Annotated in this window: 18 protein-coding genes; 8 read left to right on the top strand and 10 right to left on the bottom strand. The window is 72.7% G+C overall.

The annotated features are described in order from the left end of the window. Positions 1-26: 26 nt before the first annotated feature. The 6 genes from FHX40_RS12795 to FHX40_RS12820 form a co-directional block, all read right to left on the bottom strand. The gene (locus FHX40_RS12795) at positions 27-221 is read right to left on the bottom strand and encodes a ferredoxin (protein ID WP_142259813.1); all 195 of its coding nucleotides are present in this window, start codon (positions 219-221) and stop codon (positions 27-29) included. 26 nt (positions 222-247) lie between these two features. Then, a complete protein-coding gene (locus tag FHX40_RS12800; RefSeq protein ID WP_142259814.1) occupies positions 248-1459 on the bottom strand; it encodes a cytochrome P450 in 1212 nt (403 codons plus the stop codon). 112 nt (positions 1460-1571) lie between these two features. Beyond that, on the bottom strand, positions 1572-2411 hold the full coding sequence (locus FHX40_RS12805; RefSeq protein ID WP_280525113.1) for a PhzF family phenazine biosynthesis protein: 840 nt from the start codon (positions 2409-2411) through the stop codon (positions 1572-1574). Between the two features lie 17 nt (positions 2412-2428). Next, positions 2429-3424 (bottom strand): PfkB family carbohydrate kinase, encoded by a 996-nt coding sequence (locus FHX40_RS12810; RefSeq protein WP_189136128.1) that lies wholly within the window; start codon positions 3422-3424, stop codon positions 2429-2431. A gap of 80 nt (positions 3425-3504) precedes the next feature. Continuing rightward, positions 3505-4674, bottom strand: coding sequence for a class I SAM-dependent methyltransferase (locus tag FHX40_RS12815; RefSeq protein WP_142259817.1), 1170 nt, complete (start codon positions 4672-4674; stop codon positions 3505-3507). Between the two features lie 173 nt (positions 4675-4847). Beyond that, positions 4848-5780, bottom strand: a complete 933-nt coding sequence (locus FHX40_RS12820) for a D-alanyl-D-alanine carboxypeptidase family protein (protein WP_142259818.1) — start codon at positions 5778-5780, stop codon at positions 4848-4850. A gap of 426 nt (positions 5781-6206) precedes the next feature. On the opposite strand from FHX40_RS12820, the gene FHX40_RS12825 reads away from it, so the two are divergent. Continuing rightward, positions 6207-6518 carry a DUF6401 family natural product biosynthesis protein gene (locus tag FHX40_RS12825; RefSeq protein WP_142259819.1) on the top strand — a complete coding sequence of 104 codons (312 nt, stop codon included), beginning with the start codon at positions 6207-6209 and terminating at the stop codon, positions 6516-6518. Positions 6519-6659: 141 nt separating this feature from the next. Here the strand turns inward: FHX40_RS12825 and FHX40_RS12830 are convergent, their stop codons facing one another. Further along, positions 6660-7505 carry a mechanosensitive ion channel family protein gene (locus FHX40_RS12830; protein WP_229788276.1) on the bottom strand — a complete coding sequence of 282 codons (846 nt, stop codon included), beginning with the start codon at positions 7503-7505 and terminating at the stop codon, positions 6660-6662. Between the two features lie 272 nt (positions 7506-7777). Here FHX40_RS12830 and FHX40_RS12835 point away from each other — a divergent pair, with 272 nt between their 5' ends. From FHX40_RS12835 to FHX40_RS12860, 6 genes are all read left to right on the top strand, one after another. After that, complete coding sequence (locus FHX40_RS12835) at positions 7778-9352, top strand: SGNH/GDSL hydrolase family protein (protein ID WP_170198821.1); 1575 nt, start codon at positions 7778-7780, stop codon at positions 9350-9352. Positions 9353-9436: 84 nt separating this feature from the next. Next, complete coding sequence (locus FHX40_RS12840; RefSeq protein WP_142259821.1) at positions 9437-9877, top strand: hypothetical protein; 441 nt, start codon at positions 9437-9439, stop codon at positions 9875-9877. Between the two features lie 59 nt (positions 9878-9936). Then, positions 9937-10515 carry a GNAT family N-acetyltransferase gene (locus tag FHX40_RS12845; RefSeq protein WP_142259822.1) on the top strand — a complete coding sequence of 193 codons (579 nt, stop codon included), beginning with the start codon at positions 9937-9939 and terminating at the stop codon, positions 10513-10515. A 256-nt stretch (positions 10516-10771) separates the two neighbouring features. Continuing rightward, positions 10772-12151 (top strand): ABC transporter substrate-binding protein, encoded by a 1380-nt coding sequence (locus FHX40_RS12850; RefSeq protein ID WP_142259823.1) that lies wholly within the window; start codon positions 10772-10774, stop codon positions 12149-12151. Continuing rightward, complete coding sequence (locus tag FHX40_RS12855; protein WP_142259824.1) at positions 12148-13086, top strand: carbohydrate ABC transporter permease; 939 nt, start codon at positions 12148-12150, stop codon at positions 13084-13086. The genes FHX40_RS12850 and FHX40_RS12855 overlap by 4 nt, the downstream gene beginning before the upstream one ends. Further along, complete coding sequence (locus FHX40_RS12860) at positions 13083-14018, top strand: carbohydrate ABC transporter permease (RefSeq protein ID WP_142259825.1); 936 nt, start codon at positions 13083-13085, stop codon at positions 14016-14018. Before FHX40_RS12855 ends, FHX40_RS12860 begins: the two co-directional genes overlap by 4 nt. A gap of 130 nt (positions 14019-14148) precedes the next feature. Here the strand turns inward: FHX40_RS12860 and FHX40_RS12865 are convergent, their stop codons facing one another. Then, positions 14149-16335, bottom strand: coding sequence for a hypothetical protein (locus FHX40_RS12865; RefSeq protein ID WP_142259826.1), 2187 nt, complete (start codon positions 16333-16335; stop codon positions 14149-14151). A gap of 164 nt (positions 16336-16499) precedes the next feature. Beyond that, positions 16500-19442: a hypothetical protein gene (locus FHX40_RS12870; RefSeq protein WP_170198822.1), complete on the bottom strand. Its 2943-nt coding sequence runs from the start codon at positions 19440-19442 to the stop codon at positions 16500-16502. Between the two features lie 245 nt (positions 19443-19687). Here FHX40_RS12870 and FHX40_RS12875 point away from each other — a divergent pair, with 245 nt between their 5' ends. After that, positions 19688-19870 carry a hypothetical protein gene (locus FHX40_RS12875; protein WP_142259828.1) on the top strand — a complete coding sequence of 61 codons (183 nt, stop codon included), beginning with the start codon at positions 19688-19690 and terminating at the stop codon, positions 19868-19870. Positions 19871-19923: 53 nt separating this feature from the next. Here FHX40_RS12875 and FHX40_RS12880 read toward each other — a convergent pair whose 3' ends face one another. Beyond that, entirely contained in the window at positions 19924-20343 is a 420-nt protein-coding gene (locus FHX40_RS12880; protein WP_142259829.1) for a hypothetical protein, read from the bottom strand. Positions 20344-20537: the final 194 nt, after the last annotated feature.

The following is a 20537-nucleotide window of genomic DNA, read 5'->3' on the forward strand; positions in this document are numbered from 1 at the left end:
GGCACCCCCTCGCCGGGGCGGGGCGGTCACTCGTGGAGCTTGAGCGCGCCGGACGGGCACATCTGCACGGCCCGGCGGACCTTGTCCGCGAGCTCGGCCGGCGGCTCGGGGTCGAGCAGCACGACCGTGCCCTCCTCCTCGTGCTGGTCGAACACCTCCGGAGCGTTCAGCGCGCACATCCCCGCCGCGATGCACACATCGGTGTCGGCGCTGATCTTCATCGACAAACGCCTCCTGATCGAATCCGTCACCAGGTGACCGGCAGCCGGTGCACCCCATAGATGTTCATATCAGTGCGCATGGGCACCTCGCCCGGCGTCACGGCAAGGCGCAGGTCCGGAAATCGCCGGAGCAGCGCCGGGAGGGCGATGCGCAGCTCGATCCGGGCGAGCTGCTGGCCCAGGCACTGGTGCACGCCGTGGCCGAAGGCGAGGTGCGGCGCGGGCGGGCGGCGCACGTCGAGCTCGTCGGGACGGTCGAACCACTCCGGGTCCCGGTTCGCCGCGGACAGCGACACCGTCACCGTCTCGCCCGCCCGGATGGTGTGCCCCTCCAGCTCGACGTCCTCGAGCGCGGTGCGGGTGGGCCCGATGTGCACGATGGTGAGGTAGCGCAGCAGCTCCTCGGCCGCGGTCCCGGCCGTCTCCGGGTCGTCGCGCACCGCGGCGAGCTGGTCGGGGTGCTGCAGCAGCGTGAACGCGCCGAGGGCGATCATGTTGGCGGTGGTCTCGTGCCCGGCGATGAGCAGCAGGGACGCCACCCCGGCGATCTCCTCCTCGGTGAGCCCGCCGGAGGCGACGAGGCCGCTGAGCAGGTCGTCGCCGGGCTCGTCCCGCTTGTGCCGTACCAGGTCGGCAAGGTAGGCGATCAGCCCGTCGAGGGCGACGAGCTTCTCCTCGGGGCCGCGCTCGAGGCTGAGCAGCGTCGCCGAGTCCCGCTGGAACCGCTCGTGGTCCCGGTACGGCACGCCGAGCAGCTCGCAGATCACCAGGGACGGGATCGGCAGCGCGTACGCCCGCACCAGGTCGGCCGGGGGCCCGGCGGCCGCCATCTCCTCCAGCAGCCCGGCGGCGATGCGGGCGATCCGCGGCTCCAGCAGCCGCATCCGCCGCACGGTGAACTGCCCGGTGAGCAGCCGCCGGTACCGGGTGTGCTCGGGCGGGTCCATGCGGAGGAACATCCCGGGCGGGAAGCGCAGCAGCGACAGCTCTCTCGCGGACCGGCCGACCGGCACGTGGGTGAGCTCGGCGCGGTTGCTGAACCTGGGGTCGGCGAGCACGGCCCGCACGGTGGAGAACCGGGTGGCGAGCCAGCCGAGGTGCCCGTCGGGGTAGGCGAGCCGGAGCAGCGGCGCCTCCTGCCGCCAGCGCCCGAGCTCGTCGGGCGGGTCGAGGGGACGTTGCCGGGCGGTGGGGAAGGTCACCGCCTCGGCCGTCGGCCGACGCGTTGTCCTCGTCATGACGCACTCCTCGCCGATGGGCGGGTGAACACCCGGTTACCTGCCCATCGGCGGGCGTCCCACCATCCCGGCACGCGGGTTTTACTCACCCGGACGTCCCCGGCGACCCGGGTCAGACGAGCAGCTCGCCGCGGGCGACGGGTACGGCCGAGCCGCCCACCTCGACCGCGTCGATGCGGTCGCCCTCCCCCAGCACCCGGGCGTACAGCGTCGAGGGGCGGTTCACCTCCGCGCCCTGGGAGATCTCGATCTCCTCCCCGTACGCGATGCGGCCGTGCCGGGCGAGGTGGACCGCGGCCGGGCCCGCGGCCGACCCGGTGGCCGGGTCCTCGGTGACGCCGATCGCCGGGGCGAACAGCCGGGCCTTCCACCGCGTCCCCGAGCCCGCGACGCAGTACACGCCGACGTCCCCCAGCGCGGCGAGCGCGTTCAGGTCCGGGCGGAGCGCGGCCACCCGCGCCGGGTCGTCGAGCACCACGTACACGAACCGCGGCCCGTTGACGTAGAGCTCGACGGGCAGCTCGGCCCCGGCCACCCCGAGCGCGGCGAGCACGTCGCCCGCCCGATCGTACGGCCCCCAGGTGGGGATCGGCTGCCGCATCCGCCCGCGCCCGAGCCGCCCCGGCCCGTCGCCGCCCGCCTCCCGCTCGAAGACCACCGGCACCGGGCCCGCGCCGGTCTCGAGCACGACCCGCTCGCGCCCGTCCCGCTCGGCGAGGAAGTGGGCGGCGCCGAGCGTGGGGTGCCCGGCGAACGGCAGCTCGGCGGCGGGGGTGAAGATGCGGATGCGGGCGTCGCCCTCCCCCTCGGCGGGGAGGATGAACACGGTCTCCGACAGGTTCATCTCCCGCGCGATCGCCTGCATCCGGTCCGACGGGATCGCGGCCGCCTTCGGGAAGACCGCGAGCGCGTTGCCCTCCAGGGGCGTGTCCGTGAATACGTCCAAAATCACATAAGGGTGCACGGTGATCAAGCGTTCCGGCTCGCCGTATCCCGGTCAAGCTCCGCGAGCAGCGCCTCGATCTCGGCGCGGGACGGCATCGAGGTGCTCGCGCCCTCCCGCTGCACCGACAGCGCGGCGGCGGCCGCGGCGAAGCGCAGGGCCTGCGCGGGCGGCCTGCCCTCGGCGCGGGCCACGGCGAGCGCCCCGGCGAAGGTGTCGCCCGCGGCGGTGGTGTCCACCGCCTTGACCTCGACCGCGGGCACGTGCAGCCGCTCGCCGTCGCGCGAGCCGTACAGCGCGCCCCGGGCGCCGAGGGTGATCACCACCTCGGGCACCCGCTCGAGCAGGGCGTCGAGGGCGCGCTCGGGGTCGGCGACGCCGGTGATCGCGGCGGCCTCGTGCTCGTTCGGCACGAGCACGTCGACCGCGCCGAGCAGCTCGTCCGGGAGCGGCCGGGCCGGGGCCGGGGTGAGGATCACCGAGACCGGCGAGCCGCCCCGCGCCCCGTCGCGGGCGTGCGGCCGGGGACCGGCCCCGACCGTGTACGGCTCGGCGTCGCCGCCGCCGATCGTCTTCGCCTCCCGCGCCGCGGCGACCACGGCCTCGAGCGGCAGCTCGAGCTGGAGCAGCAGCACGTCGGTGCGGGCGATCGCGGCGAGCTCGGCCTCGGTGGGCCCGGTCATCTGACCGTTGGCGCCGGGCACGACGATGATCGAGTTGCCGCCCTCGTCGTCGACGACGATGTGCGCGATGCCCGAGGGGCCGGGCACGGTGCGCAGGTGGCCGACCTCGACGCCCGCCGCCAGGAGGGTCTCGCGCAGCCGCGGCCCGAACGCGTCGTCGCCGACCGCGCCGATGAAGGTGACCGGCGCCCCGGCGCGTGCCGCGGCGATCGCCTGGTTGGCGCCCTTGCCGCCGGGGATCATGCGGAAGGCCCGCCCGGTGACGGTCTCCCCGCGCCCGGGCGCCGCCGCCACGTAGGCGACGAGGTCCATGTTGACGCTGCCGAAAACGGAGATCATCTCAGCCACCTGCCCGCTTCGTCGTCATCGACGAGGCAAGCGTACGGCCCCGCCCCGGCGTGGCGGGTGATCCCGCAGGTTCAGACGGCGGGCCCGGTGGCGGGCACCTCGTCCCGCGGCCCCGGCCAGGCGGGCGCGGCGGGCGTGCGGGCCGCCGGAGGGCAGCCGCGTACCCGCAGCCCGTCGCGCCAGCGCAGGATCGCCTGCTCGTCGGCGTACGCGACGGCGCGCAGCATGTTGCCGCCGTCGAGCCGGTCCACGGTACGGCACAGCCGCCGCCGCAGCCGCGGCGGGAGCCGGGTGGTGCCCGCCTCGACGGTGTCGCCGTAGAACGGCGCGAACGACACCCCGGCGAACCCGGTGCGGCCGAGCAGCACCGGCAGCGTCTCGGACGTGTAGAACATCAGGTGGTTCTTGGTGAACCCGTTCCACGCGTCGCCGTCGGCCTTGAGCAGCAGCGAGTTGGCGTTGACGGTGAGGATGAGCAGCACCCCGCCGGGCGCGAGCAGCCGCCGGAACCGGGCGAAGTCCTCCAGCGGCCGGGGCAGGTGGGCGAGCACCGACCACAGCGTGATCACGTCGAAGCCGCCGCGGGCGATCTCCGGCACATCGGCGATGTCGCCGTGGTAGGCGCGCGCCCGGGTCAGCCGCTCGTTGGCGAGCTTCACCGAGTCCGGGGACAGGTCGATGCCGACGGCGTCGAAGCCGCGCTCTTCGGCGAGCTCGAGGAACAGCCCGGCGCCGCAGCCGAAGTCGAGCAGCCGCCGCCCGGCGCCGTCCCGGAACAGGTCGCCGAACGCGTCGAGGGTGAGCCGGTAGCGGCGCTGCCGGCCCGCGGCGTAGTCGCCGGTGAGGAAGCCGCTGTAGTTGCCGGCGTACAGGTCGCCGAGCCGTTCCGGCCGGATGCCGGGGTTGCGGTAGAGGAACCCGCAGCTCGGGCAGCGCACGACGTGGTAGGACCAGCGGGTGTTGCGCGCGTTCCTCCGCTTGGCCCCGCTGGGGGCGAACAGCGGCTGCTGGCGGCTCTCCCCGCACAGCATGCAGCTCAGGTACTCCTCGATCGGCCCGAGCGGGACCCGCGCCCGGTACTCGTCGAGCGAGATCACCTCCGCGGTGCGCAGCCTCTTGCGCCAGCGCAGCTCGCGGACGAGCCACTCCCCCGGCCGCACGTAGATCCGCTGGCCGCGGGGGATGCGGTCGTAGCGCGTGCCGTACACCAGGCGGCCCAGGATCCGTGTCGCTCCGGCCATCGCCCACCTCGCCGTTCACCTCGACGTCCACGCCCCCGGCGTGGTGGGCCCAGTCGTACCCTCAAGGGCGGGGAAAACGCTCTTGGGCACGCCCGGAGTTGTGATCTCCTGCCTCGGCGTTTGCGATCGCTTCACGGCGCGTACGGCGAGCCGGTACGGCCCGCGGGCGCGGCTCAGCGGTCGCCGGCGCGGTCCGCGGCCCAGTCGAGCAGCGCGCCCGCGGTGGCGAAGCGGCGGGCGGAGCTGGTCTCGCCGAGGATCACGCCGACCAGCCGGGAACCGTTGCGGTCGGCGGCGAAGGCGAGGGTGTACCCGGCGGCGTTGGTGAAGCCGGTCTTGACGCCGATTACGCCGGGCTCGCCGAGCAGCCGGTTGGTGTTCCGCCACCAGTAGGCGCCGTGGGCGTCGGTCTCGGGCACCTCGTGGTACCGGGTCGAGGTGATCGTCTTGAGCGTGGGGTCGGTGAGCACCGCGGTGGCGAGCCTGGCCTGGTCGCGGGCGGTGGAGTACCCGCCGCCGCCCGTCGGCATGCCGTCGGCGTTGACGTAGCGGGTGTCGTGCATGCCGAGCTCGCGGGCCGTGGCGTTCATCTTGGCGACGAACGCGTCGACGCCGGGGCCGTAGGTGCGGGCGAGCACGTGCGCGGCGTCGGCGCCGGACGGCAGCAGCAGCGCGTGCAGCACGTCCTCGACGGTGAGCCGGTCGCCCGCCTTCAGGCCGGCGACGGCGGCCCCGCCGCGTGCCGCGTACCGCACGTCCTCGGCGGTGACCTCGACGGTGTCGGTGGGCTTGGCCTCCTTGAGGACCACGTAGGCGGTCATCATCTTGGTGAGGCTCGCCACGGGCATGCGCGCGTCGGCCCGCTTGCCGTAGTGCTCCCGGCCGGTGGTGGCGTCCACCAGGTAGGCGGCGCGGGCGTACACGGCGGGGGCGTCGGCGGGCGTGAGGGTGCGGACCGTGGCGGGGACGTCCGCGGCGGCGGGCACCGCCTCCGGCACCGCCGCGGGCGTGGCGGCGGAGGCGGGGGCGGCGGTGGCGACGACGCCGGCGGCGAGGGCGGCGCCGAGCAGGGCACGGGTGATGCGGCCGGGGATGTGCGTGGGCATGAGGGCTTCGCTCCTTGGCTTCCATGCCGCCTGCCGGGATGGAACGCGCCGGGCCGTACGCCCTCCTGACGCCGGGCGCTGTGATCGACCGTGGAATGCGCGAACCCGGTTCCGCGCTGCGCGGAAGCGGCGGCCGGGCGCCGTCCCGTGACTTGCCTCGGTGGACGACGCGCTCGGGCAACGAACGCCGACGGACCGTCAACGGCCCGCCACACGTGACCCCAAAGTTAGCAAATCGGTATAAACCGCGCAAACAGTACAAACAGCACATCAAGCCGGGGCCGCGGAGCCCCGCGGACGCCGCCCGCCACGCGGCGGCCACGGATCCCCTGCGCGGCCGGGCGTCCCGTGCCGACGGCGGCGGAGGCGGCCGCGAAACCGGACCCTGCGCAGGTCAAAGAGGGTCTTGCCCGCTATGGTGTACCGGTGCTCTACCCGGAGGGATGGTCGGCCGCACCGCTGCGCTGGGCGATGGAGACCGTGGGCGCCCGGCAGCTCGCGCTGCTGCCGGAGCACCCGGGCCTGCTCGCGGCGGTGGACCAGCACGTGGCGGCCCTGCGCGAGGCGATCGAGGTCAACGAGGAGACGCTCGGCGACTACCTGCTCGGCTTCGTCGACGAGCTGCGCGAGCGCAACTGGACGTTCACCGGCGAGCCCGACTTCGCCACCCTCCGCCTCACCGCGATCTGCCTGCTCGCCCGCGAGCTCGGCTACCTCGACGACGAGCTCCCCGCCTGACCCGCGGCGCCGCCCGGCCCGCGCGGGCCGTACCCGACGGCCGCCCGGACACGACAAGGCCGGAGCCCCGAGGTTCGAGGCTCCGGCCCGGGCCGGGTCGCGGTATGGAGCGGTGCGATGGTCGCGGCGGGATGTCCCGGATCAGGTGCCGGGGCGGCGTCCGCCGGGGCGCCGCGTCGCTCCCGGCGTCCCCGGGGTCGTACCCGGACCCGTGGTGCTCGTGTGCGTCGTCTCCGGCGTCTCCTCCCCCGGCCGCTGACCGGTGGGGACGTGCTCGGCCGCGTCCTGGCGGCCCCGCGTGTACGCCTCGGCGTGCGCGCGCATCTGCGGCGCCTGCTCCTCGATCCTGCCGAGCCAGCGCTCCCAGCGCTGCTGCATCGGCCGGATGAGCCCGCCGCCGACGCCGATGGCGATGACCGCGCCGATGGTGGCGAGCACGGTGATGAGGATCGGGGTGGTGACGGCCGTGGCGATGCCGACCTGGTTGAGCGCGGCGATGATGCCGAGCGCCCAGATGAACACGGCGGCCGCGACGCCCACCCAGCGGCCGTACGAGGTGCCGCCGAGCATGCCGGTGATGATGTCCTTCACCGCGCCGGCGATCGCCCCGGCGATCACCAGAATGATGATCGCGACGATGGCGAGCGGCAGCCAGGCCACGACCGCGGTGAGCAGGTTGGAGACCGCGTTGGGACCGAAGACGTTGAACGCGAGCTGGAGCGTGATCAGGATGATCGCGTAGAACACGATCCGCGCGATCAGGCTGCTGGCGTCGTACCGGCCACCCTGGAGCATGCGGCCGACGCCGCTGCGCTCGACGGCACGATCGAAGCCGACCCGTTCGAGGACCTTGTCGACGATCTTCTCGAGTACCTTGGCGACGATCCACCCGATGATCAGGATGAGCACGAAGACGACCAGCCTGGGGACGAACAGCACGATCGTCCGCCAGAGGTCCGCAAGACTCTGCCCGATGTCGATGCCCACAGTTTCCTCCCGGCTGGTCGGAGCGGCTCTCCTCGGCTACCCGGACGATCCAGGATCAATCAGGCCAACACGGTGCACACGGCATGTCTTTGCCGGATCATGTCCCGCGATCTCCCATGCCGGAACGCGCGTCGCGCCGCCCGGCGGGCCGTACCACTCGGGCCGGTTCGCCCCGTCCCGCGGCGATTCGGTACGGCGGGCCGTACCCGTCGGCCGGACCGGATGCCGCCGAAACGGCCGGACCACCCCCGCGGACCTGGGATGATCCTGCTGTGATCGACCGAGTCTCCCCGGCCGACACCACCCGCCGGGCCCTCATGCGCTACGCCCTCGCGGCCGGGGTCGCGGCCGGTACGGCCGGCCTGCCCAGCGCGTCGGCCGCGCGCTTCCCGGCGGCGGACGGCCGCAGGCTGGTCCGCCCGAAGGTGGCGCGGCTGGGCGACTCGATCACGCAGTTCGCCGAGTCCGCGCGCATCAGCGGCACGGCCGTCCTGCACCGCCGTACCCGGGGCGCGATGACCTGGGTGAAGACGCTGTTCCCCGCCTACAACGACGACACCTGGCACCATCCGGAGGACACCCGGCACCGCCGCTTTCTGCGCGGCTCGAACAACGGCGTCGCCGGGGACCACCTCACCTACCTCGGCCCGGAGAACCCCGGCACGCTCCGCCGGTGGGCCGAGGAGGTCGCCCCGATGCGGCCCGACGTGGTGCTGCTGTCGGTGGGCACCAACGACATCAACTCCTACCTGCCCGCCACCGCGATCCAGCGCGACCTGCGGCGGCAGATCGGCGAGATCACCGGCACCGGCGCGATCGTGATCGTCACCACGATCCGGCCACGCGGCGCGGTCGGCCGCTCCGCCTGGGCGGCCCCGGATCAGGCCTCCGACGTGCGGTACGCGACCCGGCGCGCGGTGAACGACTGGATCCGCTCGCTGCAGAGCGGCCGGGTGCTCGTCGCCGACGTCAACGCCTACCTGGAGGACCCCCGGTCGCGGGGCGGCGCGGGCGGCGACTGGCTGCCGGAGGTCGCCCCGCCCGACGGGGTGCACCCCGGCCCGCCCGCCGCGTGGGCGGAGGCGCAGGCGCTGCTGCCGATCCTGCGCACGCTGATCCGGGACGACAACGTGTACGGCGAGGATCCGGCGGAGGCCGGCAACCTGCTGCCGAACGGCGCCTTCGTCGGCACGTCCGGGCTGGTCGGCTGGGGCGCGAGGGGGCACTGCGCCACCGGCTGGGCGATCAGCAGGCAGAGCGGGGACGCCTGGGTCGAGGCCTACACGGTGGTCGAGGACGGGGTGACCAAGCAGGTGCTGGAGATCACCCCCGGCTACCACGACACCACGTTCGTGCTGCGCACCGAGCCGCGGCTGCTGCCGCTCACCGACGTGGAGGTGGGCGAGTGGCTGCGGTTTCACCTCGCCCAGGAGGTCTCCGCGCACGCCGGGTGGCTGGCCTACAGCCCGCGGCTGCTGCTCGCCCGGCAGGACCGCACCTGGAGCATGATCGCCGGCGCGCTCGAGACCGCCTCCGGCGAGCGGCTGCCCGAGGTGGCGTGGTCCGGCTGGCCCGCCACCCACCCGGTGCGCCGGGCGCCGGAGGACGCGGCCGTCGCCTGCTCGGTGCTGATCAAGGTGGCGGGCGGTGTGCCCGGCCGGCCGGTGCTGCGGTTCTCCCGCGCCCAGCTGCGCCGGGTGCCCGATCCGCGGGTCGCCTGGCACGCGGTCACCCCGGACACGAACCGGCACGGCCTCGTGCCGCCGGTCAGCACCGACCTCGCCGACCCCGTTCCCGCGGAGCGGCTGGACGCCGGGTACCGGCTGAGCCGGAGGGACGCCCAATAACGGGATATCCGACAACATTTGCCGTATCACCGACGAAACCGCCGCCGATATAACTGATCCCTCTGTTCTGTGGAGGAAGTCGGAATGCGGGTACGGGAGCGGCGCACCGGGCGCCTGGTACTGGCGGCCGGGCTGGCCGCGATCGTGGCGGGCCTCGCGATGGGGCTGGCCACCCGGGTGCTCATGCGCCTGGTGGGCCTCGCCATCGGGCACGAGGGCGAGTTCACCTGGCCGGGCACGGTGGCGATCGCGGTGCTGTTCATGGTGCTCGCCGTACCGGCCGCGGCCACCGCCGCCGCGCCGCGGGCGATCCGGGCCGCGGGACGGTGGCTCACCGCGGCGGTCGCCGGGCTGGGCTGCGCGCGGAACGGGATCACCGACGCGCAGGCCGTGGTGCTCGCCGAGGAGGGGCGGATGTGGCTCATCGCGGCGCTGATCGTCGCGTTCGGCGCGGCCGTCGTCGCCTTCGGCCGGCTCGCCCAGCACGCCGCGCTCCGCCTGGCGGATCGCCGGCCCGCAACGTGACGATCTCCATGCGGTGCCCGGCTCCCACCTGTACGGGTGGGTAGGCAAGGATACGTCCTATGGCCCAGGCAAAACTGAACACCGGACGGATCGAGCTCGTCCCGCTGTCGGACGAGCATCTGGAGCACGAGGTCGAGCTCGACGCCGACCCGAAGGTGATGCGGCTGCTCGGTGACGGCCGCCCCCGCAGCCGTGCCGAGGTGGAGAAGGACCACAAGGAACGGCTCGCGATCGCCGAACGCGCGCCCGGCCTGGGCTTCTGGGCCGGTTTCGTGGGCGGGGAGTTCGTGGGCCTGTGGGCGCTGGAGCCGCCGCACCGTCCCGACCAGGGCCCGGTCGAGGGCCAGGCCGAGCTCGGCTACCGCATCATGCGCCGCCACTGGCGCCAGGGACTCGCCAGCGAGGGTGCCGGGGAGCTGCTCCGGTACGCCTTCGAGGACCTCGGCCTCAACCGGGTGTTCGGCGAGACCATGGCGGTGAACACCGGCTCCCGCGCGACCATGGCCGGGCTCGGCATGCGGCACGTGCGCACCTTCCACCTCGAGTGGGACGTGCCGCTCCCCGGCAGCGAGCACGGCGAGGTCGAGTACGCGATCACCCGGGAGGAGTGGCTCGCCCGCCGGGCGGACCAGGCCTGACCCGTCCCCCTGCCCCTCCGCACGCCGCCGCGACGCCGTCCGGTGCGCGCGCACGGGCCGCCCGGCCGACGGCGGTACGGCGGGCCGCCCACGGGGCGGGCGACCGCGGCCGGCCACGGGAGGGGCGGGGCGCCCCCGCCGCCGCGGCCCCGACGGCCGGCGCCGTACCCCGGCGTGCCCACCGGTGATCACGTGATGCCATGATCCTCGCACCGAGGGTATGCATGCCTGGGGCGACGTGTGCCGGAGGGGAGGCATGCCGAGGGGATTCATCGCCGCGCTCGTGGCGGCCGCCGTCGCGGTGCTCGGCACCGCGTGCGGCGGGGCGGACGAGGACCGCGACACGATCACGGTCTGGACTCAGGAGAACCTCCCCGACCGCATGGCGGTGCAGCGCGAGCTCGCCGACGCCTTCACCCGCAGCACCGGGGTGCGGGTGCTGCTCGTCGGCGTCGCCGAGGACCAGTTCAGCCGGGTGGTGCGGTCCGCGGCGGCGGCCGGGCGGCTCCCCGACGTGATCGGCGCGCTCCCGCTCGCCTCGGTGCGGGAGCTGGAGGCGAACGACCTGCTCGACACCGAGACCCCCGGCCGGGTGGTCGAACGGCTCGGCAGGGACACCTTCCTGCGGCGCGCGCTCGAGCTCGGCTCGGCGGACGGCAGGCTGCTCGCGGTCCCGAGCGACGCCTGGGTCCAGCTCATCCTCTACCGCGAGGACCTGTTCGCCCGCGCCGGGCTCGACCCGCCCGACAGCTACGCGCGGCTGCGCGCCGCCGCGTCCCGGCTGCACCGCGGCGGGACCGCGGGCGTCGCGCTCGCCGTCGGGCCGAGCGACACCTTCACCGCCCAGACCTTCGAGTACGTCGCGCTCGCCAACGGCTGCGAGCTGGTCGGCCGGGACGGCCGGGTCACCATCGGCGACGCCCGCTGCGAGCATGCCTTCGCGTTCTACGCCGAGCTGGCCCGGCGGTACTCGGTGCCCGGCACGCAGAGCCTGAACTCGGTGCGGGCCACGTACTTCTCCGGGAAGGCGGCGATCGCGATCTGGTCGTCGTTCATCCTCGACGAGCTCGCCGGGCTGCGTTCCGACGCGCTGCCGAGCTGCGCCGAGTGCCGGGACGATCCGGGCTGGCTCGCCCGGCACACCGGTGTGGTCACCGCGCTGCGCGGGCCGGACGCCGCCCATGCCGCCCGGTACGGCGAGATCGTGTCCTGGGCGATCACCCGCGAGGCCGACCGGGACAAGGCCGAGCGGTTCGTGACGTACATGATGGAGGCCGGGTACGAGCGCTGGCTCGGCATGGCCCCCGAGGGCAAGATCCCGGTGCGCACCGGCACCCGGGACGACCCGCGGCGGTTCGCCGAGGCGTGGGACCGGCTCCCGGCGGGCGTCGACCGGACCCGGCCGCTCGACGAGGTCTACCCGCGGGCGCTGCTCGACCGGCTGCGCGCGAGCGTCGAGCACATCGAGCGGTGGGGCGTCGAGCAGGGGCAGGGCAGGCTCGTCGGCGCCATCATGGGCGAGCTGCCGGTGCCGCGGGCGCTGAGCGCGCTCGTCGAGGGCTCGCTCACCCCGCGCCAGGCCGCGGCGCAGGCGCAGCGTGACGTCGAGGCCGTCAAGCGCGGGATCCGCGAGTGAGGCGCGGGCGCGGCCGTACCCTGCGGCAGCGGGAGGCCAGGACCGGGCTCGCGCTGATCTCCCCCACGTTCGTGGTCACGCTCGTCGTGGTCGTGCTGCCGCTGCTGTGGGCGATCATGCTCGCGTTCCAGGAGGCCCGGCTCATCAACATCCGCTACACCGGCATGTTCGGCCGCTACTCGCTCGACAACTTCCGGTACGTGCTCGGCGAGCCCGGCTTCTGGAGCGGCCTCGCGGTCACCCTGGTCTACACGGTGGCGGGCACGTTCCTGTCGATCGCGCTCGGCCTGGTGGCCGCGCTCGCGCTCGCCGGCCCGCTGCGCGGCCGCACGCTGGTCCGGGCCTCGGTCCTGCTGCCGTACGTGGCGCCGGTGGTGGCCGCCGCGTTCGTCTGGCAGGTGATGCTCAGCCCGCAGTACGGGATCGCCAACGAGCTCGGCGTGCGGCTGCTCGGCTGGGACCGGCCGATCGGCTTCCTCACCCAGGCCAAGGGCGAGCTGCTCGGGGTCACCGTGCCGGTGGCGCTGCTGACGGTGATCGCGTTCGAGGCGTGGCGGTACTTCCCGTTCGCCTTCCTGTTCCTGCTCGCCCGGCTCCAGGCGGTGCCGCGCGAGCTGCACGAGGCCGCGCTCGTCGACGGGGCCACGCCGCTCCAGCGGTTCCGGTACGTGACGCTGCCGCAGCTGTCGCGGGTGATCGCGCTGCTCGCGGTGCTGCGGTTCGTGTTCACGTTCAACAAGTTCGACGACGTCTACCTGCTCACCGGCGGCGGCGCGGGCACCGAGATGGTGAGCATCCGCGTCTACAACCTGCTCACCGCCCGCGACGACATCGGCGCCTCCGCCGCCCAGGCCGTGGTGCTCGCGCTCGTCCTCGTCCTGTTCCTCGGCGTCTACCTGCGCTTCTTCGCCGGTCCGGAACGGAGCGCCGAATGACCGCCGGCGACCGCCGGGCCGCGCGAGCCGTACCGCCGTCGCGTCCGCGGCGGCCGTACCGCCGGTGGACCCGCGACCGGGTGGAACGTACGGCACTGCGGCTGCTGCGCCCGCTTGTCATCGCGGCCCTGCTGCTCGCGACGGCGTTCCCCTTCTACTACATGGTCGTCCTGTCGCTGCGTGACGTGCAGGCGCTCATCCTCGACCCGGGGGCGCTGTTCGTCCCGCCGGACGAGATCACCCTCGACACCTACCGCCAGGTGCTGACCCCCGAGGAGGAGGGCGGCCAGGGCTTCGTCGGCTTCATCCGCAACAGCGTGATCGTCTCGGTCGCGGCGGTCGCCCTCACCCTGCTTATCTCGATCCCGGGCGCGTACGCGGTGGCCCGGCTCCGCTTCCTCGGCCGCCGCCAGGTCCACTTCCTGTTCCTGGCCGTGTACCTGTTCCCGCCGATCGTCCTGGCGATCCCGCTCTTCGTCCTGTTCAGCCTGCTCGGCCTGCGCGGCTCGCTGCCGGGCCTCGCCCTCGTCTACATCTCCCAGACGCTCCCCGTCACCGTCTACATGCTCCGCAACTACTTCGAGACCGTCCCCCGCTCCGTCGAGGAGGCCGCCGCCATCGACGGCTGCGGCCCGCTGGCCACGATCTGGCGGGTCACCCTGCCCCTGTCCCGCCCCGCCCTCATGGCCACCGGCCTGTACGTCTTCATGATCGCCTGGAACGAGTTCCTCTTCGCCCTGCTCTTCCTCGTCGAGGACCGCGACCGCTGGACCGTCAGCCTCGGCCTCTCCCAGCTCGCCGGCGCCATCGAGGTCCCCACCACCGTCCTCATGGCCGGCTCGGTCGTCCTCACCCTCCCCATCGTGATCGTCTTCTTCGCCTGCGAGCGCCTCATGACCGGCGGCCTCACGATGGGCGCGGAGAAAGGCTGACCCTCGAGAGCGGCGAGGGCGCGCCGGGAGAACACCGCATAGGGACGCCGTTTCGACAGGATGCCCCGTATAGCCGCCTCTGATGCGGTATCGCCCGGCAACAGGTCACTCGCTGAGCGGCGGTCCGGCTTCACCACAGGTCGTCCCAGCTCCACGGCTCAGCGGGGCTCCCGTCGGGTTCTCGCCCAAACCTGAACCGCTCCTTGTGATCGGCAAGCTTCATGAACGTGGCAAATCGCCCTGTCGGAGGAAGCCGGTTCGCCAGCACCGCAACCTGCTCATCCGCCCCCACCCTCGCCAAACCGTCCAACAGCCGAGCCACACCGAACGGATTGCTCAGATCGGCCTCAGCAGCCGGATCACGCGCAATCATCGCCGCGACCTGCTCATCCGCCCCCACCTCCGCCAAGCCGCCCAGCAGCCGAGCCACACCAGACGGGTCGGCGAGACTCACCTCGGCAGCAGCCTGCCCCGCCAACACCGCAACCTGCTCAACCGCCCCCACCCTCGCCAAGCCGCCCAGCAGCCAAGCCGCACCGAACGGGTCGCTCAGATCGGCCTCAGCAGCCGGATCACGCGCAACCATCGCCGCGACCTGCTCAACCGCCCCCACCCTCGCCAAGCCGTCCAACAGCCAAGCCACACCAGACGGGTCGCTCAGGAGGGCATGAGTGACAGCCCAGTGGGCGGCGCGATGGTCAGTAGGGTGCACGCCGTGCATTAGGGAGACGAGGGCCGCTCCGCTGGAGGGATCGCCTTGAGCGGCGGCGTTCTTTAGCAACTGAGCCGCGTCGCGATACAGGCCTCGATCTAGGGCGGCGTGGCCAAGGGCCGCTTGATCGGCGAGGAGGGCGTGAGTGGACGCTGCGGCCCAGAAATCGACTGGGGGAATCTCTTCGGCGCGGGTACGGCGCCCATGTTGCTCTAGGTAGTCGGCCAGCCGGTACAGCGGACCCTGCCCGCTTGCCGAGGGCGGGGTGGGGCCGGTGCCGGCGCGACGGTTGCGCTGGTTGTGAGGTGCACCCGCTTTGACAGGGATCAGGATGCCTGGGATGCCGTTACAGGGCTTTGTGACATAGTCCAAGGCGCGCTCCAACCAGCCTGTACCGGTCAGCTCCCTTTCGGTGTCGGTGAGGTAGCCGGGAGCCGCAGCGGCCAAGAGCGCCAACGGTAGGTGCGGGCCCGCTCCCAGGCGGCGGGCGTCCATGGCGGCGTGGATCAATGCCTTGGTTGCGGGCGGGGCGTGGGTGTAGCGATCCATCAGCACCGGTACGCCGGTCAGGTACTGAGTGATCTGGCCATCAGTGGCGTTTTGAGCAGCCTCGTGCAGGCGTGGATCCTGATCGATTCGCTCGGCCAGCGCCTCCAGGTCAGAACCGGTGAACGCGTCTGGGACGCGGATGCCGTGACCGACCAGCAATTCCCGAGCCTGGGCGTGGTTATCCGGGCCGGTGTGGGCGGTCAGAGCGTCCCAGTGGTCTGGCCATAGCGTGGCCAGTACGAGGACCGGCCCGCGCTGGGGGTCGCGCAGCAGTTCGCGGAGCCCGGCGGCCACTCGTTCGCCGAGAGTGGCGCCTGCGAGGTAGAACTGAGCATCGTTGAGCCACACCACTGTGTAGGGCCTGACTCGTTTCAGGTCGGCCAAGGCGGCGTCGGGGCGGGTGGGGTCGATGGGGTGCCACAGACGCCATGGCTCGTCGCGGTCGCGCAGGAGATTCAGGGCCTCCCAGCAGGCGCGGGTCTTGCCCGTGGCGGAGCCGCCGACCAGGACGGCGATGGAGCTGGTGCCCGGGGCGGCTCGCTCAACGACCTTGCGCAGACGGCGGTCGTGCTGGCGCGGTACGTACAGCGGCAGTGGCGGGAGGTTCATCTCCTCGCCGATGTCGATGGCGCGGTGGACTTCCAGCTGGAAGGGGTCGGTCACCTCCGCCAGCGGGCGGCCGGGCCTCATGTCTTCCAGGACCGTACGGGCCTGACCTGCCTGCGTGTGGGTACGGGTCGCGTTCGCGCGGCGGCGAGCCTCGACCTCGTAGGCGTCACGCCACCGCTGCTCGTCGAACAACGAGGCCATCGCCGGGTCGCCGGACAGCCCTGCACGTTCGGCCTGCACCCGTACCGCACGCACCAGTCGCAGCAGTGGATCTAACTGCTGGGGGAAACGAACTCCACACAGCCAATCCCCGACCGTGGCCGGGCGGACACCGGCAGCCTTGGCCAGGGTGCGGTCGGACGGTTGACGTTGGAGTCGGTCATTGCGGAACGCGGCCAGCTCGGCGATCAGTGCCGCGAAGTCCCCGTCCAATTCACCGCTCGCCATCACACCCCGTTCCTCTCGCCCGCTCACACCACGCGGAGGCGTCCACCATCCGGCTGGACACCGGGGGCGGCACACCGTCCCCGGTTGCTCACCCTGGATCCGTGATCAGGCCTTCTCGCCGGGATGTGCCTCGACACGGTGGCCACTGCGATCGAGTGGCTTGATCACTGCAGGTCGTCCCAGCTCCACGGTTCGGCCGGGCTCCCATCGGGTTCCCGCCCGAACCGGAACCGCTCCCTGTGGTCGTCGATGTCCAGGAACTCATCGAACCGGCCCGCGGCGGGTAGCCGCCGGACCAGTAAGGCGGCCTGTTCGTCCGCTCCCAACGCCTGCAGGGTGCGAAACAGGACGATCCCACCAAGCGGGCTGTCGAAACAGACCTTCGCGGCGGGATCACGGTCCAGCAAGACCGCCACCTGTTCGTCCGCCCCCAACGTCCGCAACCTGTTGAGAAGGCGTGCCACGCCGAGGGCGTCGTCGAGATCAACGTGAGCAGCGGGGTTACGGGCCAGCAACGCCGCAACCGCCTCATGTGCGCCCGACTCCCGCAACGCGTCCAAGAGCCAGTCCACACCGGAGGCATCGTGGAGAGCGAATTCACCGACGATCCGTTCGGTCAGCACCGCGGCCTGCTCTACCGCCCCCACCGCCCGCAAGCCGTCCAGCAACCTGACCAGGCCAAAGGCGTCACGCAGCTCAACCCGAGCCGCCGGGTCACGGGCCAGCAACGCCGCCACCTGCCGATCCGTCCCGAACTCCTTGAGTACGGCCAGCATCACCGCGGTACCGGCGGCATCCCGAAGATCAAACTCCGCCGCGATGCGCCCGGTCAGCACGGCCACCTGCTGATGCGCCCCTATCGCCCGTAGCTTTTCCAGCAGGGTGGCCACATGATGGGCCTCGCCGATATCGACCCGAGCCGCCGGGTTGCGGGCCAGCAACGCCGAAAGCCGCTCAGCCGCCCCTGTCGCCCGAAAGCGCTCCAGCAGCCACGCCACGCCGGAGGTATCACGTAGATCGAACTCAGCGATGATCCGCCCGGCCAGCACCGCGGCCTGCTCTTCCGCTCCCACCTTCCGCAGGCTCTCCAGCAGCCAGGTCAGGGCGAACCCGCTACGGATGTCCACGCGGGCGGCCGGATCGCGCGCCAGCAAGGTCGTGACCCGCTCATGCGCCCCTAACTCGCGCAGGTGGTCCAGCTGCCAGGCCACTTCGATGGCGTCACGCACGACGGGCTCGGATCGATCCAGTACCCGTCCTAACAGGGCGGCCTCCTGCTCAACCGCCCCGGCCGCCCGCAGACTGCGGAGCAGCGCGAGCACGCCACCCGAACCGCTGATGTCGACCTGAGCGGCGGGATCGCGGGCCAGCAGCGCCGCAAGCTGCTCATCCGCCCTTGCCTCCCGCAAGCCGTCCAGCAGCAGGCTCACGCCGTCCATGTCGGTGAGAGGAACCTGGGTGGCGACCCAGCCGGCAGGGCGACGATCGGTCGGGTGAACGGCGTGCATGAGGGAGACGAGGGCGGCACCCGCGGAGGTATCGCCCTGGGTTGCGGCGTTCTTCAGTAGTTGCGCGGCATCGCGGTAGAGCCCTCGGCTGCGAGCGGCCCGGCCGAGGGCGGCCTGGTCGGCACGAGGGGCGTGCGCGGCGGCCGCGGTCCAGAAATCGATCGGCGGGATCTCGTCCGCGCGGGTGCGGCGTCCGTGCTGCTCGAGGTAGTCGGCGAGCCGGTATCGCGGCCCATGCCCGTCGGCGGGACCGGTACGGGCAGAGGCGAGGCCCGCGCGACGAGTGCGCCGGTTGCGAGGGGTTCCGGTCTTGATCGGGACCAGGATGCCGGGGATGCCGTTGCAGGGCGTTGTGACGTACTCGAGGGCACGTTCCAGCCAGTCTTCGCCGGTCTGCTCCCACTCGGTGTCGGTGAGGTAGCCCGGGGCGGCGTCGGCGAGCAGGGCGAGCGGCAGGTGCGGGCCCGCGCCCAGGCGCCGGGCGTCCATGGCGGCGTGGATCAGCGCCTTGGTTATCGGTGGTGCGTGGGTGTAGCGGTGCATCAGGACCGGCACACCGGCCAGGTACTGGGTGATCTGGCCATCGGCTGCGTACCGGGCGGCCTCACGCAGGCGAGGGTCCTCGGCGGAGTGCTCGGCCAGGGCCTTGAGGTCGGTCTCGGAGAACGCGTCCGGGACGCGGATGTCGTGCCCGTCCAGCAGCTCTCGGGCCTGGGCATGCCGGTCCGGATCGGTGCGCGTGGTCAGCGTGGCCCAGTGGTTCGGCCACAGCGTGGCCAGGACCAGCACCGGCCCGCGGTCGGGATCGCGCAGCAGTTCGCGGAGGCCGGCGGCGACGCGCTCGCCGAGCGCATCGTCGGCGAGGTAGAACTGGGCCTCGTTCAGCCACACCACGGTGTACGGGCCGACCTTGCCGATGTCGGCCAGGACGGCGTCGGGCCGGGTGGGGTCGATGGGATGCCAGAGGCGCCACGGCTCGTCGCGGTCGCGCAGCAGGTGCAACGCCTCCCAGCAGGCCCGGGTCTTTCCGGTGGAGGAACCGCCGACCAGTACGGCGAGGGCGCTGGTGCCGGCGGCGGCTCGTTGCACGACCTGGGCCAGCCGACGGTCGTGCTCGCGCGGTACGTACCTCGGCAGTTGCGGCAGGCCGGTCGCATCGCCGACCTCGATGGCGCGGTGGACCTCCAGCTGGAAGGGGTCGGTCACCTGGGCCAGCGGCCGACCCGGCCGTAACCCCTCCAGCACGGTGTGGGCCTGCTCGGCCAGAACGTGGGTGCGGGTCGCGTTCGCGCGGCGGCGGGCCTCTGCCTGGTAGGCGTCGCGCCACCGCTGCTCGTCGAACAACGAGGCCGCGGCCGGATCGCGGGAGAGCCCTGCGCGTTCGGCCTGCGCCCGCACCGCGCGCACCACCCGCAGCAGTGGCTCGATCTGCTGAGGGAAACGGGCTCCGCGCAGCCAGTCCCCGACCGTGGTCGGACGGACGTCGGCGGCCTTGGCCAGGGTACGGTCCGAAGGTCGGCGCTGGAGGCGGTCATTGCGGAACGCGGCCAAGTCGGCGATCAGTGCCGCGTAGTCCCCGTCCACTCCACCGGTCGCCATCACTCGGCTCACTTCGCCCGCTCGTGCCAACGCGGAGGTGTCCAGCCCCTGCCTGGACATCAGGGGCCGCAGGCCGCCCCCGGGCACTCACCCTAAATGCACAACCAGCCAGTTTGATCACGTGTGTCCAAACTGCGATGCGACTCCTGCTGGACGGCCGGTTGGACAAGCAGTCTCGGCTTCGTCCATGCGGTGCGGCCCTCCACGAGGGCCGGCCATCGGCTCGTTGACCACGGGAGGCGCGTGTGAGTCTCGCGGAGATCTTGGGGCTGCTGCTGGCGATGTCGGTTGCGCTCAACGTCGCGAGCGGGGCGTACCTGATCGCGCGGGCGGCCGGGGTCGGCAGCGCCCAGGCGGTTCTCACCGGTGCGGGCGCTGCGGCGACCTTTCTCGGGCTCTTTCTCGCGGGTGTCGCGGCCTACGGGTGATCTCGGCACAGGGTGGCCGGAGCCCGCCGCCCCGAGGCGGAGGGGCGGCGGGCTCAGTCGGCGGGTCTTGGGGCCGGGATGGGGTAGCCGTTCGGGTCGGTGAGGGGTGGGTCGAAGGACTTGGGTTCGTCGGGCCAGGCGTTGAGGACGGCTCGGACGAAGGAGATCACGGCGTGGTCGTCGCCCTGGTAGGACCAGCGGGCCTTGCGTCCGGCGGGGGTGACGCGGAAGGGATGTCCGTCGGAGTTGACGGTGATCTCCAGGCGGGTGGAGGGGGTGGGGCCGGGGCGGCGGACGGACAGGACGGGTTCGCGCCAGCGGATGGGGTTGTACTCGTTCTGGAACAGGCGCAGGCGGACGTGGCGGTACACGCGGGTGCGGAGTCCGTGACCGGCGAGGAGGTCGCCGAGGCGTTCCAGGCGCTTGAGCCGGTCCTGCTCCTTGCGCTCGGATTGGGGGACATAGAAGGGCATATGCAACCTCTGATGACGGCATTTCTTGGCTTTGCCGCCACAGCATGCCGCCTGGCCGCTACTCTTCGTAAGCGAATGGATACCGCTTTTGCCGGTGCGGAGAACGCCGCCGTACGGCCCGCTGGCGCGGGAATGCAGGGCAGGGTGTGACGGCGGCGAGGGAACGCACGGGAAGCGGCGGGAAATCCGAATAC

The sequence above is a fragment of the Thermopolyspora flexuosa genome (assembly GCF_006716785.1).
Lineage (GTDB): Bacteria > Actinomycetota > Actinomycetes > Streptosporangiales > Streptosporangiaceae > Thermopolyspora > Thermopolyspora flexuosa.

Bases quoted from the DNA above. Each gene is read 5' to 3' on its own strand.
- FHX40_RS12795 (WP_142259813.1), bottom strand. From the start codon at position 221: ATGAAGATCAGCGCCGACACCGATGTGTGCATCGCGGCGGGGATGTGC.
- FHX40_RS12800 (WP_142259814.1), bottom strand. From the start codon at position 1,459: ATGACGAGGACAACGCGTCGGCCGACGGCCGAGGCGGTGACCTTCCCC.
- FHX40_RS12810 (WP_189136128.1), bottom strand. From the start codon at position 3,424: ATGATCTCCGTTTTCGGCAGCGTCAACATGGACCTCGTCGCCTACGTG.
- FHX40_RS12815 (WP_142259817.1), bottom strand. From the start codon at position 4,674: ATGGCCGGAGCGACACGGATCCTGGGCCGCCTGGTGTACGGCACGCGC.
- FHX40_RS12820 (WP_142259818.1), bottom strand. From the start codon at position 5,780: ATGCCCACGCACATCCCCGGCCGCATCACCCGTGCCCTGCTCGGCGCC.
- FHX40_RS12840 (WP_142259821.1), top strand. From the start codon at position 9,437: ATGCGGGTACGGGAGCGGCGCACCGGGCGCCTGGTACTGGCGGCCGGG.
- FHX40_RS12845 (WP_142259822.1), top strand. From the start codon at position 9,937: ATGGCCCAGGCAAAACTGAACACCGGACGGATCGAGCTCGTCCCGCTG.
- FHX40_RS12850 (WP_142259823.1), top strand. From the start codon at position 10,772: ATGCCGAGGGGATTCATCGCCGCGCTCGTGGCGGCCGCCGTCGCGGTG.
- FHX40_RS12860 (WP_142259825.1), top strand. From the start codon at position 13,083: ATGACCGCCGGCGACCGCCGGGCCGCGCGAGCCGTACCGCCGTCGCGT.
- FHX40_RS12865 (WP_142259826.1), bottom strand. From the start codon at position 16,335: ATGGCGAGCGGTGAATTGGACGGGGACTTCGCGGCACTGATCGCCGAG.
- FHX40_RS12870 (WP_170198822.1), bottom strand. From the start codon at position 19,442: ATGGCGACCGGTGGAGTGGACGGGGACTACGCGGCACTGATCGCCGAC.
- FHX40_RS12880 (WP_142259829.1), bottom strand. From the start codon at position 20,343: ATGCCCTTCTATGTCCCCCAATCCGAGCGCAAGGAGCAGGACCGGCTC.